17 protein-coding genes and 2 rRNA genes are annotated in these 18,968 nt (G+C 46.4%); 17 read left to right on the plus strand and 2 right to left on the minus strand.

Going from position 1 to position 18,968, the window contains the following annotated elements:
• Positions 1-192: 192 nt before the first annotated feature.
• The 3 genes from MKY66_RS00055 to MKY66_RS00065 all read left to right on the plus strand — a co-directional run bounded on the left by MKY66_RS00055 (position 193) and on the right by MKY66_RS00065 (position 3,968).
• A 23S ribosomal RNA gene (locus MKY66_RS00055) occupies positions 193-3,120 on the plus strand.
• A 78-nt stretch (positions 3,121-3,198) separates the two neighbouring features.
• Positions 3,199-3,315 (plus strand): 5S ribosomal RNA (gene rrf / locus MKY66_RS00060).
• Between the two features lie 212 nt (positions 3,316-3,527).
• The gene (locus MKY66_RS00065; RefSeq protein ID WP_017691399.1) at positions 3,528-3,968 is read left to right on the plus strand and encodes a hypothetical protein; all 441 of its coding nucleotides are present in this window, start codon (positions 3,528-3,530) and stop codon (positions 3,966-3,968) included.
• 654 nt (positions 3,969-4,622) lie between these two features.
• On the opposite strand, the gene MKY66_RS00070 is transcribed toward MKY66_RS00065, so the two are convergent.
• Positions 4,623-5,147: a hypothetical protein gene (locus MKY66_RS00070; protein WP_076216777.1), complete on the minus strand. Its 525-nt coding sequence runs from the start codon at positions 5,145-5,147 to the stop codon at positions 4,623-4,625.
• Between the two features lie 497 nt (positions 5,148-5,644).
• Between MKY66_RS00070 and MKY66_RS00075 the strand changes: the two genes are divergently transcribed.
• The 12 genes from MKY66_RS00075 to rsmI all read left to right on the plus strand — a co-directional run bounded on the left by MKY66_RS00075 (position 5,645) and on the right by rsmI (position 15,612).
• A complete protein-coding gene (locus tag MKY66_RS00075; RefSeq protein WP_017691396.1) occupies positions 5,645-5,830 on the plus strand; it encodes a sigma factor G inhibitor Gin in 186 nt (61 codons plus the stop codon).
• A gap of 257 nt (positions 5,831-6,087) precedes the next feature.
• Positions 6,088-7,914: an aminotransferase class I/II-fold pyridoxal phosphate-dependent enzyme gene (locus MKY66_RS00080; RefSeq protein ID WP_076216776.1), complete on the plus strand. Its 1,827-nt coding sequence runs from the start codon at positions 6,088-6,090 to the stop codon at positions 7,912-7,914.
• Positions 7,915-8,498: 584 nt separating this feature from the next.
• Complete coding sequence (locus MKY66_RS00085) at positions 8,499-8,849, plus strand: CidA/LrgA family protein (RefSeq protein WP_339806649.1); 351 nt, start codon at positions 8,499-8,501, stop codon at positions 8,847-8,849.
• On the plus strand, positions 8,819-9,511 hold the full coding sequence (locus tag MKY66_RS00090) for an LrgB family protein (protein WP_083657392.1): 693 nt from the start codon (positions 8,819-8,821) through the stop codon (positions 9,509-9,511). The genes MKY66_RS00085 and MKY66_RS00090 overlap by 31 nt, the downstream gene beginning before the upstream one ends.
• Positions 9,512-9,728: 217 nt before the next feature.
• Complete coding sequence (gene tmk, locus MKY66_RS00095; RefSeq protein ID WP_076216774.1) at positions 9,729-10,376, plus strand: dTMP kinase; 648 nt, start codon at positions 9,729-9,731, stop codon at positions 10,374-10,376.
• A gap of 61 nt (positions 10,377-10,437) precedes the next feature.
• A complete protein-coding gene (locus MKY66_RS00100; protein ID WP_017691391.1) occupies positions 10,438-10,767 on the plus strand; it encodes a cyclic-di-AMP receptor in 330 nt (109 codons plus the stop codon).
• A gap of 342 nt (positions 10,768-11,109) precedes the next feature.
• A complete protein-coding gene (locus MKY66_RS00105; protein WP_076216772.1) occupies positions 11,110-11,553 on the plus strand; it encodes a YaaR family protein in 444 nt (147 codons plus the stop codon).
• Between the two features lie 9 nt (positions 11,554-11,562).
• Complete coding sequence (holB, locus tag MKY66_RS00110) at positions 11,563-12,534, plus strand: DNA polymerase III subunit delta' (protein ID WP_076216771.1); 972 nt, start codon at positions 11,563-11,565, stop codon at positions 12,532-12,534.
• A gap of 117 nt (positions 12,535-12,651) precedes the next feature.
• Entirely contained in the window at positions 12,652-13,452 is an 801-nt protein-coding gene (locus MKY66_RS00115; RefSeq protein ID WP_053778939.1) for a stage 0 sporulation family protein, read from the plus strand.
• A 28-nt stretch (positions 13,453-13,480) separates the two neighbouring features.
• Positions 13,481-13,849: a DNA replication initiation control protein YabA gene (gene yabA, locus MKY66_RS00120; RefSeq protein WP_017691386.1), complete on the plus strand. Its 369-nt coding sequence runs from the start codon at positions 13,481-13,483 to the stop codon at positions 13,847-13,849.
• Positions 13,850-13,944: 95 nt separating this feature from the next.
• On the plus strand, positions 13,945-14,724 hold the full coding sequence (locus tag MKY66_RS00125) for a tRNA1(Val) (adenine(37)-N6)-methyltransferase (protein WP_076216770.1): 780 nt from the start codon (positions 13,945-13,947) through the stop codon (positions 14,722-14,724).
• Positions 14,725-15,612, plus strand: a complete 888-nt coding sequence (rsmI, locus tag MKY66_RS00130) for a 16S rRNA (cytidine(1402)-2'-O)-methyltransferase (protein ID WP_076216769.1) — start codon at positions 14,725-14,727, stop codon at positions 15,610-15,612.
• Positions 15,613-15,891: 279 nt separating this feature from the next.
• Here the strand turns inward: rsmI and MKY66_RS00135 are convergent, their stop codons facing one another.
• On the minus strand, positions 15,892-16,146 hold the full coding sequence (locus MKY66_RS00135) for an AbrB/MazE/SpoVT family DNA-binding domain-containing protein (RefSeq protein ID WP_017691383.1): 255 nt from the start codon (positions 16,144-16,146) through the stop codon (positions 15,892-15,894).
• Between the two features lie 317 nt (positions 16,147-16,463).
• Between MKY66_RS00135 and MKY66_RS00140 the strand changes: the two genes are divergently transcribed.
• Both MKY66_RS00140 and MKY66_RS00145 read left to right on the plus strand, forming a co-directional pair.
• Positions 16,464-17,741: an HD domain-containing protein gene (locus MKY66_RS00140; RefSeq protein WP_036606129.1), complete on the plus strand. Its 1,278-nt coding sequence runs from the start codon at positions 16,464-16,466 to the stop codon at positions 17,739-17,741.
• A 332-nt stretch (positions 17,742-18,073) separates the two neighbouring features.
• Positions 18,074-18,844, plus strand: a complete 771-nt coding sequence (locus MKY66_RS00145) for a TatD family hydrolase (RefSeq protein ID WP_179088589.1) — start codon at positions 18,074-18,076, stop codon at positions 18,842-18,844.
• Positions 18,845-18,968 lie beyond the last annotated feature (124 nt).

The following is an 18,968-nucleotide window of genomic DNA, read 5'->3' on the forward strand; positions in this document are numbered from 1 at the left end:
GCTTGTTCTTTGAAAACTAGATATCGAAACGAAACAAACGCGAATTAGAACATTCCTTTAAGCTAAACTTGTGCAAACAAGTCAAGTGTATAAAGGTAGTTAAATTGCTTTTGTGATGGTATCGGGTGAGAGCGACTTTTGGCTTTGCGCAAGCAAAACAAGGGAAGCGAGCGACCGAAACCGGAACAAAATGGTTAAGCTACTAAGAGCACACGGAGGATGCCTAGGCGCTAGGAGCCGATGAAGGACGTGGCGAACAACGAAACTGCCTCGGGGAGCTGTAAGCAAGCTTTGATCCGGGGGTGTCCGAATGGGGAAACCCAGCTGGGGTAATTTCCAGTTACTCACAACTGAATACATAGGTTGTGTAGAGGCATACCAGGGGAACTGAAACATCTAAGTACCCTGAGGAAGAGAAAACAATAGTGATTCCGTCAGTAGCGGCGAGCGAACGCGGAGAAGCCCAAACCAGAGAGCTTGCTCTTTGGGGTTGTGGGACGTCTCACATGGAGTTACAAAGGAACCGGTTAAGCGAAGAGGTCTGGAAAGGCCCGCCAAAGAAGGTAAAAGCCCTGTAGTTGAAAGTCTGTTCCCTCCGAGACGGATCCCGAGTAGTGCGGGGCACGTGAAACCCCGTATGAATCCGGCAGGACCATCTGCCAAGGCTAAATACTTCCTAGCGACCGATAGTGAAGCAGTACCGTGAGGGAAAGGTGAAAAGCACCCCGGAAGGGGAGTGAAATAGAACCTGAAACCGTGTGCTTACAAAAAGTCAGAGCCCGTTTTAGGGGTGATGGCGTGCCTTTTGTAGAATGAACCGGCGAGTTACGTTCCCGTGCAAGGTTAAGGTGAAGAGCCGGAGCCGCAGCGAAAGCGAGTCTGAATAGGGCGACATAGTACGTGGACGTAGACCCGAAACCGGGTGATCTACCCCTGTCCAGGGTGAAGGTGCGGTAACACGCACTGGAGGCCCGAACCCACGCATGTTGAAAAATGCGGGGATGAGGTGGGGGTAGCGGAGAAATTCCAATCGAACTCGGAGATAGCTGGTTCTCCCCGAAATAGCTTTAGGGCTAGCCTCGGAAAACAGAGTCGTGGAGGTAGAGCACTGATTGGGTGCGGGGCCCGCAAGGGTTACCAAGCTCAGTCAAACTCCGAATGCCATAGACTTACTTCCGGGAGTCAGACAGTGAGTGCTAAGATCCATTGTCAAAAGGGAAACAGCCCAGACCATCAGCTAAGGTCCCCAAGTGTGTGTTAAGTGGGAAAGGATGTGGAGTTGCACAGACAACCAGGATGTTGGCTTAGAAGCAGCCACCATTGAAAGAGTGCGTAATAGCTCACTGGTCGAGTGACTCTGCGCCGAAAATGTAACGGGGCTAAACACACCACCGAAGCTATGGCTTGATGCTTTGCATCAGGGGTAGGGGAGCGTTGTATAAGGGTTGAAGGTGTACCGTAAGGAGCGCTGGACATTATACAAGTGAGAATGCCGGTATGAGTAACGAAAAGATCAGTGAGAATCTGATCCGCCGAAAGCCTAAGGGTTCCTGAGGAAGGCTCGTCCGCTCAGGGTAAGTCGGGACCTAAGGCGAGGCCGAAAGGCGTAGTCGAAGGACAACAGGTCGAAATTCCTGTACCACCGTAAGCCGTTATGAGCAATGGGGGGACGCAGTAGGGTAGTGACGCGGACTGATGGATGTCCGTCTAAGCAGTAAGGCTGATGTGTAGGCAAATCCGCACATTGTAAGGCTGAGCTGTGATGGGGAGCGAAAATTATAGTAGCGAAGGTCATGATCTCACACTGCCAAGAAAAGCCTCTAGCCAGGTGATGGTGCCCGTACCGCAAACCGACACAGGTAGGCGAGAAGAGTATTCTAAGGCGCGCGGAAGAACTCTCGTTAAGGAACTCGGCAAAATGACCCCGTAACTTCGGGAGAAGGGGTGCCCCGGTAGTGTGAATAGCACGAGGGGGCCGCAGTGAAAAGGCCCAAGCGACTGTTTAGCAAAAACACAGGTCTGTGCGAAGCCGTAAGGCGAAGTATACGGGCTGACGCCTGCCCGGTGCTGGAAGGTTAAGGGGAGTGGTTAGGGAGCAATCCCGAAGCTGTGAACCGAAGCCCCAGTAAACGGCGGCCGTAACTATAACGGTCCTAAGGTAGCGAAATTCCTTGTCAGGTAAATTCTGACCCGCACGAATGGCGTAACGACTTGGGCGCTGTCTCAACGAGAGATCCGGTGAAATTTTAATACCTGTGAAGATGCAGGTTACCCGCGACAAGACGGAAAGACCCCATGGAGCTTTACTGCAGCTTGATATTGAATTTGGGTACGATCTGTACAGGATAGGTGGGAGCCTTTGAAACGTGAGCGCCAGCTTGCGTGGAGGCAACGTTGGGATACCACCCTGATCGTATCTAGGTTCTAACCTGGTACCGTAATCCGGTGCGGGGACAGTGTCAGGTGGGCAGTTTGACTGGGGCGGTCGCCTCCTAAAGAGTAACGGAGGCGCCCAAAGGTTCCCTCAGAATGGTTGGAAATCATTCGAAGAGTGCAAAGGCATAAGGGAGCTTGACTGCGAGACCTACAAGTCGAGCAGGGACGAAAGTCGGGCTTAGTGATCCGGTGGTACCGCATGGAAGGGCCATCGCTCAACGGATAAAAGCTACCCTGGGGATAACAGGCTTATCTCCCCCAAGAGTCCACATCGACGGGGAGGTTTGGCACCTCGATGTCGGCTCATCGCATCCTGGGGCTGAAGTAGGTCCCAAGGGTTGGGCTGTTCGCCCATTAAAGCGGTACGCGAGCTGGGTTCAGAACGTCGTGAGACAGTTCGGTCCCTATCTGTCGTGGGCGTAGGAAATTTGAGAGGAGCTGTCCTTAGTACGAGAGGACCGGGATGGACGTACCGCTGGTGTACCAGTTGTTCCGCCAGGAGCACCGCTGGGTAGCTATGTACGGACGGGATAAACGCTGAAAGCATCTAAGCGTGAAGCCCCCCTCAAGATGAGATTTCCCAGTATGTAAGACCCCTTGAAGACGACGAGGTAGATAGGCTGGGGGTGGAAGTGCAGCAATGCATGGAGCTGACCAGTACTAATCGGTCGAGGGCTTATCCAATAGCAAGTGATAATTCGCATGTTTCGTTTCGAATCTAGTTTTCAGAGAACGATCTCTGAATGTAAGCTAAGCTATGCGTTTGGTGGCGATGGCGGAGGGGTTCCACACGTACCCATCCCGAACACGACCGTTAAGCCCTCTAGCGCCGATGGTACTTGGACCGCAGGGTCCTGGGAGAGTAGGACGCCGCCAAGCAAAGAACCACTGCCGATGTTATTCGGTGGTGGTTTTTATTTGTTTATAAGGATTAGATACGGTGAACGGAAGCTCTGACATGATCGATACTGGAAGGTAACATTTTTGTTACGGATAACAGCGGCAAAACCAGTATAATAGGACTATGTTAAATATGCTAAAAGTACCTGACCACAGAGCTGGAATGTGCAGCTGTGAAAAGGAGGGTGTGTGTGTTAAGTTGGCGGAGACTTGGACTACAATCATTTCTGTTGCTTTGTTTGACCGTTGTTCTGGCAGGATGCGGTGAAGCTTCAGGATCTGTATGGACTTCATATGAAGGTGCGGTGAACGAAAAGAGTTTTCCGGTACCTAAAGTAGCGAATAAATCTGACCAGTCTGAAAATAATTCGGATATGGATTATGTTCGATATACGCTGTCTGGTATTAGTGAGAGTACTAGCTTGCCTGAGGTATATCTAGACGAGATTAAAAGCTGGGGTTGGACAGAGAGGCAAGCCAAGGGTACATCCAATGAATCCAGTACCTTGCGTGTATTTGCAAAGGAAGGACATACTGTGCATTTAGCAGTACATGATGGTTCCTTTACACTAATGGTTCCTAGAAATGATGCTACTCAAACGACAGTTAAATCATTGGCTGAAGACGATTGAGCTGCTGTGTGTAAGGTTGTATATGATTAATTAACGTTGTGATGTTCCTTATAATATAGTAAAGCTCCCGTGTACTTGAACGGGGGCTTTTTGTTATTTAGCGAAGTAGACTTTAGTAATGATGGGAGAACCCGTCACGTATGGTGGATCAGAGGTCATAAAGGTACAAAAGGAATGGAGCAGCTTCTTTCGTACATGTATAGGTGGTATGTGTGCTTGAATCATAGGGGAGTGTAGAGCGCTAAAAGTAGAGGGGGAGAGATATAAGTTGTATAAAGGTATTGAGGTAATGAATGGCTGATGGGAAGCAGCTAGAAGGCAGATAGAGCTGAGACTGAGGCAAAGATCGCTCAGAGGTGTAAGATCTGCGAGATATCTGGAGTTATGAGGATATGGAACGCCGGAGGAAAAGAGGAGAAGAATGGAGCCTCGAGTGGGGATAACTCATTTTACTATACCCATGCTGTGGATAATGGATGAGAAGGGAACAATAAATAAAGGTTATCCACTGTGGATAACCTTTATTTGAGCATATGAGGATGAGTCAACTGAACGATACATGATTATGTTTTTGCATCAGATTATTCGAAGGGGTCAGCGGTTATGTATTACAAGTAAGTAAGGTACATTGAGTATTGCATAAATGAGGGAGTGTTATTGCAGATAATATGAGACATCTTGTTCATTCAATTTGATGAGTCCATCTTTGCGCTCACGGGAGAGCACCATTACAACATACAAGCGAGGACCCAGCAACCACAAATGCCAGAAGATCAGCGAAAGGGTGAAGGACAATGGCGACCATATCAAACATACTGTAATGATACATAGTCCAATCCAGCTCATATTAAGGTGTACCCGGACAAACATACGGAAGCTGAAATGCTGATCAGGGATATAACCTAACCAGGGCATACGCAGATTCCAGCGCCAGCGTTTGGCGTAAGAGGTACGGACCAGCAGTAATATCGTTCTGGCGATGACATAATGAATCCAGATAGTGATTGGACCTGCCAGTACAAAAAAGAAGAGGCCAGTCCAGGAGAAGGCGAGTAGATTGAATAAGAGCATGATGACCGGCAGACACAGATAGCTGTAAATGACACTGCGGGCGATAGCCTTTTTTTTCAGAAGCCGGTATTGATAAAATGTTGCTTTATTCTCCGGTTCGGCGATCATACGATTATATATCCTCCTTGGATTCACGTTGTGTGGGGTAGGTATTTGTTTGCTTACACGAGTAAAAGGGAATGAATCATGCATGTATGTATATATGAACCTTGTATCTCACGCCATGACAATTGTACAAGATATTGAGATTCGATGGAGCTTATCTCAGTATACTCCCGAATACATGGACTGTCAGGCTTTGATATCGTTATCATGTATTATATATCGGCTGGGATTCCAAGTTTTTTTAAGGAAATTGAATATAAGTTTGAGTCAGGTCAAGGGATACGTGATGTAGAGGTAAATGGCGATGGCTTGTAGGATTACTGTATATACATAAGCAGGTGATGTTCTTGTAGGGAGAATGAATGTATTTTTCGGTACAGACACCCAAGAGGGGGTGGGCGAATATATATATTTTATAGAAAGAAAGCACTATGAAAATGTTTAAAATAATAGAAACTGTGCAATACTGATAGTAAACGTAAAACAAGGTGGGATGGTTCATGGAAGAACATGCCGAACACACATGTATTATCTGCGAGCAAAGAAAAAGAGAAGGCATTTTTATTGTATCTGAATTCATATGTGACACTTGTGAAGCAGAAATGGTTCATACCGACGCGCAGGATGCCAAGTACAATTATTTTATTCATCAAATGAAGCAAATTTGGGTACAAAAAAACGCATAATAAATGTTGCTAATAGAAGTAGAAGCGAAACATCACATTGTTAACGATGCTGATGTGTATAGAGGCCCGATGGGCCTTTTTCTGTTTGTATGAGGAGAGAATGTCTTGTTTGCCATCTTGGGAAGGCGTATGCTGATATAATGGTATAGATCATTTGCAGTAATGCGTGTGGAGATAGGGAAAAAGAGCGTTCCTTGGATTAGGAAGCTTTTGGAGCGCATAGGGCGCACATTATATAAGTACAGGATGGTTATTTCATGGATCATAAAAATAAATCAAGTAGTGCCCCTTTATATGAAGCGTTGCTTGCGTATCGTGATTCGAAGCAGCGTTCTTTTCATGTGCCTGGGCATAAGAATGGACAAGCTTACCGACATTTGCTGGAACAAGTAGAAGCAGGGCAACCTCCAGTTAAGGATATCGTTAATGAGGAACACCACCACAACGGAGAGATTCAGAGAGATGCAGGGGGGAACGTTAACCGAAGGATAGAGCAATTCAGTTCGATGGATGAACATGGGACTGATCTGGAGAGCGGGAAACGTTTTGATGGCGAAGGGAATCTGTCGGAAATAGGATTGGTGCCAGATCGTTCATTTCTGGAGATGATGGAGATGGATGTTACGGAGATTACGGGCACCGACGATTTGCACCATCCAGAAGGTGTAATCCAGGAAGCACAGGAGCTTGCGGCAGATTGTTTTGGTGCGGAGGAGAGTTTCTTCCTTGTGGGAGGTAGTACTGCAGGTAATCTGTCTTTATTGCTAACTGTGTGTGATGAGCCGAATAGTATTGTACTGGTGCAACGGAATGTGCACAAATCCGTTATTCACGGGTTGATGCTGGCCGGTGCAAGAGCTGTATTTCTGGAGCCGTGGGTCGATCCTGCGTCTGGACTTGCGGTCATGCCGTCGGTGGAGACGGTTCAGGCTGCTGTCCAGTCCTATCCTGAGGCAAAGGGCGTACTAGTCACTTTGCCTAATTACTACGGCATGGGCGCAGATCTGACGCCCATAGCCGAGGTGTGCCACGGTGCTGGCATGCTATTGCTCGTGGATGAAGCGCATGGCGCGCATTATGGGCAGCATCCGGAGCTGCCAGTCTCTGCACTGTCATGCGGAGCAGACGGTGTCGTGCAGTCGACGCATAAGATGCTGACGGCCTTCACCATGGGTGCCATGCTGCACATTCAGGGGCCGAGGTTAAACCGGTCCCTGTTAAGGCAACGTCTGGCCATGGTGCAAAGCTCAAGCCCATCATACCCGGTGATGGCTTCGCTTGATCTGGCGCGCCGGCTGCTGCATGTGCAGGGCGCGAACACATTCACGGCGGGGCTCACCGCCGTGAATGCCTTTAAGCGCGGCCTCGCGGAGCTGCCGCGCTTTCAGTTGCTGCAGCCTGCACAGCCGCTGCAGCCAGAACCACCAGCCGGAACTGCGAAGCCGGCTGGCATGTCCGTGTCCGCTGCGCAGCAGACACGGAAGGGGCTGACCGCGGCGGCTATGCCAGCTGCCGCGGGGTATACCGCTCAGGACCCATTCAAGGCCGTCATCTATGACGGCGCAGGGGTGCTGAGCGGTTATGGGCTACAGCAGCAGCTGGAAGCATGCGGCTGTGTGCCTGAGATGAGCGACGAACGGTACGTCGTCTTGCTCTTCAGCCTGGGCTCAACGGTGCAAGATGCTCAGCACCTGTTGCAAGCTTTACATCATATCAGCTCTGCGGATGGGCATGAGCAGATCCAATCTAATGCAGAGTCATCTCATCGGCTTGCGAAAGGTTCAACGCATTATATTTCCACGTGGAACAATTTACAAGAAAACACTCGCTACTCGGAACCGATCTCCTTTACACTGCAACCGATTGTGGAGACGGATACGATTAATGTCCTGATAGAAGAAAGCGCGGGTTGTCGATCAGCCGAGATGGTTATTCCATACCCTCCAGGGATTCCGCTTGTATATCCGGGTGAGCGTATTAGTCCATCGATGGTGGCTCGTATACAACTGCTGCGGGGTGAGGGTGCAAAGTTTCATGGGGTATCCGATGCATCTCTACAGTCATTGAGGGTCATGAAGGATTGAAGGACAGATGAAAAACTGAATTGCATTCACCAATAGGTAGTCTATATGACCAATACGGATAGCGATACCGGACCCTACTCATGTGTGGGTCTCTTGGTCATTAATCTAGTTGCTAGGGTGTGTCTTCAAACTCAGGCATGCAATACGTTGAAGGATGTCAGGGTCCAACATCTTGAAGTCAAGGATTGCTGATCCTGGCGAATTGTCCAGACGATTTTCTAAGGAAGCGAGGACGTCTTATTTAGCCTTCGAGTCCTTCTTTTATTTTGTAAGGAACCTGAGACACGTTATTAACCAAATTCACCTAACAAACACGCTGTAAACGGCTGGTTATTCCAATATAGCGTGTTTCAAGATTCCTTATTGCTGCGGGCGCTTCAAATCGCTGAATAAGGCGTCACAGGGTCGTTAGCGCTCCCGCTCGGTGCCCTGCTCCAGACACGTTCAGTTTGAAGACACGCTCTAGTTCAACTTATAGAGATAGACATAAGAAAGAAGGGAACACTTTGGGTATTCCGCTAAAAAAATATACAGGAATAGTCCTGCAAGTTTTGTTGATGTACGGTTTTTATTGGATTGGAAACTTGATTCAAGCTGTATTACATCTGCCGTTAACAGGCAGTATTGTGGGCATGCTGGTATTGTTTATCACCATTCAACTGGGATGGATCAAAATGAGCTGGGGAGAAGAAGGGTCGACGTGGCTTCAATCTCATCTGCAATTGTTGTTCATCCCGCCAACTGTGGGCATTATTAATCATTTTGATTTTTTTAGAGCGAACACCTTGTTATTGGTTCTGGGTTTGATCGTTAGCACATTAATCACATGTCTGATATCTGCCAAAGTAAGTGAGTGGCTCATGACATGGAGATCGTCTCATTCAGGTAAAAAGGAGGCGATCACTTGTCAGCATTCATCCTCGGAATTGGAATGATCGCACTAACCATCGCTGTATACATTCCAGCCACTCGACTATATAAAAGGCTGAGATGGCCAATACTTATGCCTGTACTCACAACGACTGCCATACTGATCCTGATTTTGGTGATTTCCGGTATAAAGCTGGATACGTACATGCTGGGTGGCAAATGGATACAGGAGCTCTTGGGTCCAGCAGTTGTATCTCTCGCTTTTCCCTTGTCGAGACATCTGCATGTGCTGAAGCAAAATATCATTCCAATTGTGGGTGGAACAATCGGAGGAAGTATTACAGGTGTCTCCACAGGTGCTTTAATCGCCATTCTGCTTGGTTATCCTCAAGAGATGGTCATCGCTTTATTGCCAAAATCAGTGACAACTCCTGTGGCTATTCAACTCGCTAATCAGGTTGGAGGGAATGCCTCATTCACATCTCTGTTTGTGATGATTGCAGGATTCTCAGGGATATTATTGGGGCCGATGCTCTTGAAATGGGCCAAAGTCCGCAGTAAACATGCCTATGGGATTGGACTGGGTTCAGCATCTCATGCCCTCGGCATGGCAAGGTCTTTTGAATATGGAGAGAATGCGGTAGCCCTCAGTTCAGTTTCCATGATTGTCAGTGCCATTGCCGGATCAATTATGCTTCCATTATGGGTATGGATTATCTACGGTTGAACGCTTTACTTTGTTGTTCATGTTGGAGTAACTGCTGACCTATAGTATTATAGAAAGAAACAAGCTTGTATGATCTTGGTGTTATTAATACGTACCGATATAGCTGTAGCTATACACCTCTGGGCGGAGGATATCATATCTTGTAGCAAGAGGGTCTAAGCATATTCAATTACAGCAGCAATAGATGCAATTATCGACATAGAAAGCAGGGAAGCATATGCAGGGCAGAGGTAAATTCATTACGCTGGAAGGGGGAGAGGGTTCTGGTAAAACAACGATGATCGGTAGAATAGGTTCTTATTTTGAAGAACGGGGTATACCTTACGTAGTTACGCGAGAGCCTGGTGGAATTGAGATTGCGGAGAAAATACGTTCAATTATTCTGGACCCTCTTCATACGGCAATGGATGCTCGAACCGAAGCGCTATTGTATGCAGCTGCACGCAGCCAGCATCTGGCGGAGAAAGTAGAGCCTGCGCTGAGAGCTGGAAAGGCAGTCATCTGTGACCGATTTGTCGATAGCAGTCTGGTCTATCAAGGCTACGCCCGTGGACTCGGGATAAAGAATGTATGGGCCATTAACCGTTTTGCGATTGGTGATCTCATGCCGGATGTGACCTTATATCTGGACATTGAGCCTGAAGTGGGGCTTGCCCGGATCGATGCTCATGATGGCCGCGAAGTGAACCGTCTGGATCTGGAAAATCTGGAGTTTCACCGTAAAGTGCGAGAGGGTTACTTCCTATTAAAAGAGCAGTTCCCGGAACGAATCAGAGTTATCGATGCTTCCATGAAGCAGGAGGATGTCTTGGCAGCAATGATTTTGTCGCTGGAGACAGGGATTTTGAAGGATTTTGACGAGTAATTGTCTAATATATAGACAGGGCATTTGATAAAGGTGCTTATTCTAAAGGAGGTTATGCAGGATGAAACTGATTGTTGCGATTATACAGGATAAAGACAGCAACCGATTATCCAGCGCATTGGTCAAAGCAAACTTTCGGGCGACGAAGCTTGCCAGTACGGGCGGATTTTTGAAGGCAGGCAACACGACGTTTATGATCGGTGTCGATGATGGTCAAGTCGAATCCGTAATGAACGTCATTCGCAGCAGCTGTAAGGTTCGTGAACAGCTCGTGACTCCGGTCACACCGATGAGTGGAACAACCGACTCTTACCTGCCGCTACCTGTTGAAGTTCAAGTAGGCGGAGCTACTGTATTTGTTCTCCCGGTAGATCGCTTCGAACATTTCTAATTAAACCTATTGCATGGATCCCATGAGGGTCCTTCATGATCGATAGCATGTTGGAAACGATGGATGCAAGAAGAGTTAACAGAGTTCGTGCGTGCCACTTACGGAACGCCTTTCTTGACGAGAAAAATCAGCATACTCTTTCCGGATGACCATTTCCCAGCTGGGAATGGTTCCTTTCGGAAAGAGGTTGACTACAAAGAACAAGTCCTTGATGGTGATGTGTATCTACCATTATATATAGAGTGTGATCAGCATATATAAAAGCCTCATTCTCACGCACAGGCGCAACGCGCACTGTGCTGATGGGCGATTGGCTAACTATGATAGAAAGCGGGCGTATCCATGAAAATCAATCCTGGATTCAGACCGATTCAGAGCGGGATCAGTACTACTGATTCAGGTTCCAAACCGGTTCAATCCAAAAATTTCTCTGATATGATGAATCACCAGGGGGAACGGGCCTCACAAGCTGAACTGAATCGCCGGTTTAGTGAAATCCAGCTTCAGGGCGATCGCTTGGCACGTTCCATGACGATTCGTGAACTGAAGGCGTATAAGCAACTTGTTAAAAGGTTCCTGGAAGAGACCGTTCGTCGCGGTGTATCCATGAAAGAGACAAGGGGTTGGGATCGTCGTGGCAGAGGCAAGCGGTATAAGCTGATTGATGAAATTGACTCCGCTCTGTTATCCATGGCTGATGAATTGCTGGATACAGAAGAAGGAAAAATCTCTCTATTACAACAAGTTGGCGAAATTCGGGGGATGCTTATTAATTTAAGCTTCTGAGGAGGAAGTATGTCCTTTCAACAGATTATGGGTCAACAAGCGGCCAAGCAAATGTTACAAAGCAGTTTAAGACGTCATGCAATAAGCCATGCGTATTTGTTTAGCGGTCCAGCTGGTAGCGGGCAACGGAAGACGGCAATTACCTTTGCCAAGGCAATATTCTGTACAGAGCTTGAAGATGACGCATGCGGGCAGTGTCTTGAATGCCGTAAGGTGGATCATGGTAACCATCCGGATCTAACCATGCTTGCACCAGATGGAAACAACATTAAAATAGACCAAATCCGGGATCTGCAGCGTATCTTTTCATACCGATCAGAGGCAGGCCATCCCAAAGTATATATTATAGAACAAGCTGAGAAAATGACGGTGCAGGCAGCAAACAGTTTGCTCAAATTTCTGGAGGAACCGCAGGTACCAGCGGTTGGCATCCTGATTACAGATAATGGACAGGCCATGTTGCCAACGATCCGCTCACGCTCCCAATTGGTGCCGTTCAGTGCACTGAATCCGGAAGAGATGCTGCAATCTCTGATCGAGGAAGGGCACCCTGCCAATCTGGCTCGCTCTGCCGTCCATTTAGCGTCAGGATTGGAAGCATGTAGAGAAATTCTCCAGCAGAATTGGTTTGCAGAAATTAGAAACGTAATGTTACAATTAGGGAAGGAGTCCCTGGGTAGAGGAAGTACATCATTGATCTCTGCACAGCAGAAGCTTTTTAAAACCGGACTCTCTGAACATCTGGACATGTTGCTTAGTTTGTTCCATCTATGGTTTAGGGACATGCTGTATGTTCAGTACGATAGGCATGAACATATCGTTTTTATAGATCAGTTAGACATGTTATCTCAGTTGGCACATACCCGCAGCACAGAGCAGTGGGTCTCCTATATGGATATGGCCGCAGCATGCAGAAAAAAATTGCGTTTCAACGTCAATGGCCAGCTTTGTCTGGAGCAATTTTTGATCGGTTTGGCATAAGACTGGGAGAGGGCAGAGTTAGCTCCAATCATATGCAAACGGTTATAACTTCGGCCGGTTCCCTAAGAAGACGGGGCTTCAGACGAAGTGGGGTTGGCTTACAAGGGGGTTAATTTTTTGTACAGTGTAGTGGGTGTCCGTTTCAAAAAAGCGGGCAAAATTTATTACTTCGATCCCCTGGACCTTCCCATTGAGAAAGAAAACTGCGTTATCGTGGAGACAGCGCGGGGGGTAGAGTACGGTAAGGTTGTTGTTGGTAAGAAGGAAGTGGGCGAGTCCGATGTGGTGTTGCCGCTGAAGAAAGTCATCCGCGTTGCGGGCGAGACAGATGCCCGTGTGGTTGATGAGAACAAGCGTGCAGCCAAAGAAGCATTCGGTACTTGTTTAAATAAAATCAAAGACCATGGCCTCAAAATGAAGCTGGTCGATGTGGAATTTACGTTTGATCGCAATAAAATTATATTTTATTTTACAGCTGAAGGAAGAGTTGATTTCCGGGAGCTGGTCAAGGATCTCGCAAGCATATTCCGGACACGAATCGAGCTGAGACAGATTGGTGTACGTGATGAAGCGAAGATGCTTGGCGGAATCGGACCTTGCGGCCGTGTGTTGTGTTGTTCTTCCTGGCTGGGAGACTTTGAGCCGGTATCAATCAAGATGGCTAAAGATCAGAGCCTGTCACTGAATCCGACGAAAATTTCAGGGTTGTGCGGAAGACTCATGTGCTGTCTGAAATTTGAGCATGATAACTATGAAAGTGTGAGAGAAGAACTGCCAGCTGTAGGCAAATTGGTCGTCACCTCATTGGGTGAAGGAAAAGTTGTCGGAATTAATGCCGGTAGCCGCACAGTCCATGTTCAACTGTTCGACATCAGTAAAGTCAAAGAACTTCCGCTGGATGACGTCGTTATCAAGTAAACCATAAAGGTTGCTTCGGGGTGGAAACTTGGAAAAGAAAAATCTGTTTACGCACATTCATGAAATGGAAACCCAACTGGGTCAGTTGCACGGTGATTTAGGAGAGTTAAAAATGATTGTGAAGGAGCTGCTTGAGGATAATCAGCGGCTTACCATCGAGAATGAGCAGTTGCGCAAACTGCTCAAACGTGAGGCTCCGGCAGATCTGCCGATCTCCTCAGCACTCGCTCCTGTAGCGAGACCAGCAGGTCCGGCTACAGGCGAGGATGTTGTGGGTGAAGGGTATGATAATCTGGCTCGGTTGTATCACGAAGGCTTCCATATCTGCAACGTCTATTATGGACATTTGCGGACGGAAGGCGATTGTCTGTTCTGCCTGTCTTTTTTGAATAAATGAAGTGACCGTAGGGATTCCCTACGGTTTTTTTTCAAGGTTATAAACCTAAACTAAACGAACATGAGATATAGAGTACCGGAGGATGAGCGTAACATATGAAAGCAAATGAAGTTGTGTTACATGAGTCAGAGCGGATTGATGATCTGCTCTCTCATGATCTGAGAATCATTCAAAGTGATGAAGTGTTTAGTTTTTCGATGGATGCCGTATTATTAGCCCGGTTTGCTTCCGTACCTAAACGGGGGCGTGTACTTGATTTGTGTACGGGTAACGGGGTGGTTCCCATACTGCTTACAACGCGTACGCAGGCCAGTCTGGAAGGGATCGAGATTCAGCCACGTTTGGCTGATATGGCGCGTCGAAGTGTGCAGTTGAATGAACTGGACGAGTCGATTATGATTCGTGAAGGTGATTTGCGAGAACTCGTGAAAGAAACAGGACATGCTGTATACGATGCAATAACGGTTAATCCTCCATACATGCCTTTGAATGGCAGTGATCTTAAAATGAACACACATCAGGCCATGGCACGTCATGAGATCGGATGTACGCTGGAAGAAGTGATTCAGGCTTGCAGTCGACTTGTTCGTAATGGCGGCAAAGTATCGATGGTTCATCGTCCGCAGCGGCTTGCAGAGATTATCTCGCTCATGCGCGAATATAAGCTGGAACCAAAACGGATTCGGATGGTACATCCCCGTGCTCATCTGGAAGCCAACATGGTATTAATTGAAGGAATGAAAGATGGTAAACCAGAAGTGAGGATGCTTCCTCCACTCATTGTCTACAATGAAGAGGGGACATACTGCGAAGAGATTATGGATATTTATTATGGTCAGCAACATGCTGAGCGTACTACGAAAGGAGGACTTTAGATGACTTTGCATATTCAGAAAAGCTATGTGGAGCAGCCTGAAGGTTCAGGCAAGCTATATCTGGTTGGAACACCCATTGGTAATCTGGAGGATATGACCTTCCGGGCGATCAAGACATTGCAGAGTTGTGACATCATTGCAGCAGAAGATACACGTCAGACCCGAAAGCTGCTTACGCATTTTGAAATTACACCTTCGATGCTGTTTAGTTATCATGAACATAATAAGGGAGCAAGTGGCCCTGAATTGATACGCTATATAATAGAAGGAAAAAATTTGGCACTCGTCAGTGATGCCGGTTTGCCAGCTATTTCGGACCCTGGTTCTGACCTTGTACAGCTTGCACTGGAAGCCGGAATAACGGTCATTCCCATCCCGGGGCCCAACGCTGCGTTGTCTGCTCTGATCGTGTCCGGATTACCGACGGAGCGTTTTACATTCGGCGGTTTTTTGCCGCGGGAGAAAAAGGACATGCGAAAAGTGCTGGAGGCTTTTGACGAATCCAACGGGACTTTGTTATTTTATGAATCGCCTCACCGTATTCGGAAAACATTAGTCCACCTCGAAGAGATTCTGGGTGATCGTTCGATTGTCCTGGCTCGTGAACTAACCAAGCGTCATGAGGAATTCGCAAGGGGCACCGTGAAGGAATGTATAGACTGGCTTGAAGAACATCCGCCTCTCGGCGAGTACTGTTTGCTGGTAGAAGGCATTAAGGAAGAGGAGCGTAAGGCTGAGCGCGAAGCATGGTGGCAACTCATGTCACTCGCGGATCATGTCAGCCATTATGAGGGTGAAGGACATAACCGCAAAGATGCAATGAAAAAAACGGCTACTGATCGCGGCCTGACGAAGCGTGATGTATATAATGCATTAATCGAGCAGTAATCTAATCAAATACCTTCTGTTGTGGGGAACATAACCTGAAAAGAAGCTTATATCCAACCTTAGTGGAATATTAAAAAGAGCAGAGTGTCTAAAAAAAATTCCGAACAAATTTCATCGTTCTTTCCCAGTTCGCGTGTGACAGAATCATTTTGGGTAATGGAACCCATAACAAGGCAAAAAAATACCTTCCGCGGTGGGGTTCACACCGGGAAGGTCATTAAGGAATATTAAAAAGGTTAGAAATAACAATTTAGATAAGTCCAGTATACCTGTAATTTTTTATTTTGCTACAGGTGCAGGGATTTCGGAAATACATTCGTTACAAACAATTTTACCTTTGAAGTAAGTAACGTTCTCTGCATTACCACAGAAGATACAAGCAGGCTCGTATTTTTTCAACATGATGCGCTCGCCGTCAACGTAGATTTCCAGAGCATCTTTTTCACCAATACCGAGCGTACGGCGCAATTCAATTGGAATAACTACCCGTCCCAGTTCGTCCACTTTTCTTACAATACCTGTTGATTTCATCATTATAATCAGTGCTCCTCTCAGCTAACTATCTTTGTCATTATTCGACATTATTTTATGTTTTATGATACTCATCATACCAACGATTCCCAAATCAGTCAACCTTAAAATTAGCTTAAAATTAAGGCTGTTTTTCACAAGGTTACTGGTGGTAAGGGATTGGAAGCTGTTTTTCGCATTTAAACCTCAATGTCAGCTTTGTCGATTTGGAAAACGACAAAACTACTTCATTCGACAAAGTTCGTCATATGGTGTCGAATCTTAGGTGAATCGCAGAGCTCAAAGCGTTAATATAAAAGAAATTAAAGGAGTGAGTCGACATGGAACAACGTTTAACCGAAGAGAAAGTATTCAAAGATCCGGTACATAATTATATCCACGTGCAAGATCCGGTTATATGGCAGTTAATTAACACCCCGGAATTTCAGCGTTTACGCCGGATTCGTCAGCTGGGTACTTCTTACCTTACCTTTCACGGAGCAGAGCATAGTCGGTTCTCACATTCACTAGGTGTTTATGAGATCACACGCAAGATCATCTCTCAATTTGAGAGAAGTCATTATTCGGATTGGCCGAAGGAAGAAAAGATTGTAGCTCTGTGTGCAGCTCTGCTTCATGATCTCGGGCATGGGCCATTCTCTCACTCCATCGAGGAAGCTTTTGACATGAATCACGAAGATTGGACTTGCCGCATTATTACAGGTGATACCGAAGTAGGGGCGATCTTAAGACGGTATGCTCCTGATTTTCCTGAGAAAGTAGCGTCTGTCATTCAAAAAACGTATGAAAAGCCGATTGTGGTGAACTTGGTGACCAGTCCGCTTGATGCAGACCGAATGGATTATTTGCTCAGGGATGCCTATTTTACAGGTGTAAATTACGGCACGATTGACCTTGATCGTATCCTTCGGATGCTGCGTCCTTATCATGGGCGGATTGTAGTCAAGGAGTCAGGCATGCATGCTGTGGAGGATTACCTAATGTCTCGGTATCAGATGTATTGGCAGATTTACTTCCATCCGGTAACTCGTAGTTCTGAAATTATATTGCGGCAAATATTCAAGCGAGCGAAAACACTCCTACAACATGGTTTTCAATTCCGCTTCATGATTGATCCACTCCCTCAACTATTTGAAGGGGAATTATCCGTAGATGAATATTTGCAGTTGGATGAAGCATTAATTCAGACGGCATTTACGCAGTGGCGCAAGGAGGACGATACTGTTCTGAGTGAGTTATGCGAACGTTTTATGGATCGCAAGTTATATAAGTATGTAGAGCTTGAACAGGTCGACTTGACAATGATGGAAGAGATTCGGGAAGCTTTTGTACAGGCTGGCCTCGATCCCGAATATGATCTTGAAATTGATTTTCCTTCGGATAATCCGTATGATGTGTTTCGTCCGGATGAATCCACAGATAAGCAGATTCTTCTACTGGATCGACAGGACAATTTACGTGAGTTGTCAGAAGTATCTGACATTGTCCGTTCCATCAGTGGGCTTCACCGAGGGAAACATCATTTGTATTACCCGCAAAACAAGGTGGATGCGATTATTCACGAATTACCGTCACATATACGCCCCTATTTCTTGTAATCATGTGGGTATAATCCGATGAAGAATTTTGATATCAAAACACTTTCTAAAAGAGCTATTTTTCATGATACAGTAATCTGCTTTAATGGGGAGTATATGTAGATCGACATAATTTTGTAAATGCAAGCAGGCAGAATGAGTACAATCATCAATATATAGATCAGAATATCCGTATATCTTCTGTATATTGTAGTTGTGAAGAAACAAACGTAATGATGTAATACACAGATTACCCAAAATGTTTTATGTATGGTTCATTGAATTATTGAATTTTACAAATTGAATTTACAAAAGAAGATAGTCGTTATTTCGACATGAAGGGAGATACAGACATGATGCTGTTCGACACACATACACATCTGGATGCACCACAATTCGACGAGGACCGCGAGGACATGATTCAGCGTGCTGTGGATGCAGGAGTTGGTCGCATGATCAACATTGGCTTTAACCGGGAGACGATTCCAACCACAATGAAACTCGCTGAAACATATGACTTTATATATGCAGCTGTAGGGTGGCATCCCGTAGATGCGATCACAATGCAGGAGGGCGATTTGGAGCGGATTGCATCTTTATGCAAGCATGAAAAAGTGGTTGCGATCGGTGAGATTGGATTGGATTATCACTGGGATACTTCACCAAAAGAAATACAGCATCGCGTATTACGACAACAAATTGCTTTGGCGCGTGAAGTGAACATGCCAATTGTCATCCATAATCGGGATGCACATGAGGATATCATAAGAATTTTGCGTGAAGAGAAGGCGGGGGAAGTTGGTGGTGTGATGCACTCGTTCTCGGGCAGCTGGGAAACAGCAAAAAGTTGTCTCGATATGGGCTTCCATCTCTCCTTCGGAGGACCGATCACATTCAAAAATGCAAAGCAGCCCAAAGAGGTGCTGGAGAAGGTTCCTATGGACCGGTTTTTCATTGAAACAGATGCTCCATATTTGACACCTCACCCTTATCGTGGGAAGCGAAATGAGACAGCGCATGTACGTCTGGTTGCAGAGGCAGCTGCGGAAATTAAAGGCATTTCGGTGGAGGAAATTGCTGCAATAACAACCAAAAATGCCATGGAACGATTTGGGATTCGTTAAAAAAACGAGCAAATGAGGTGAAAAAGGCAGGTAAGCGGAGGTAATTTGCCCTTTGATCCAAATAAATCAAGAATATTACAATATTTTAACCAAATATTCAGAAAAACGTACTTGATCAACGCTT

The sequence above is a fragment of the Paenibacillus sp. FSL R5-0766 genome (assembly GCF_037971845.1).
Taxonomy (GTDB): domain Bacteria; phylum Bacillota; class Bacilli; order Paenibacillales; family Paenibacillaceae; genus Paenibacillus.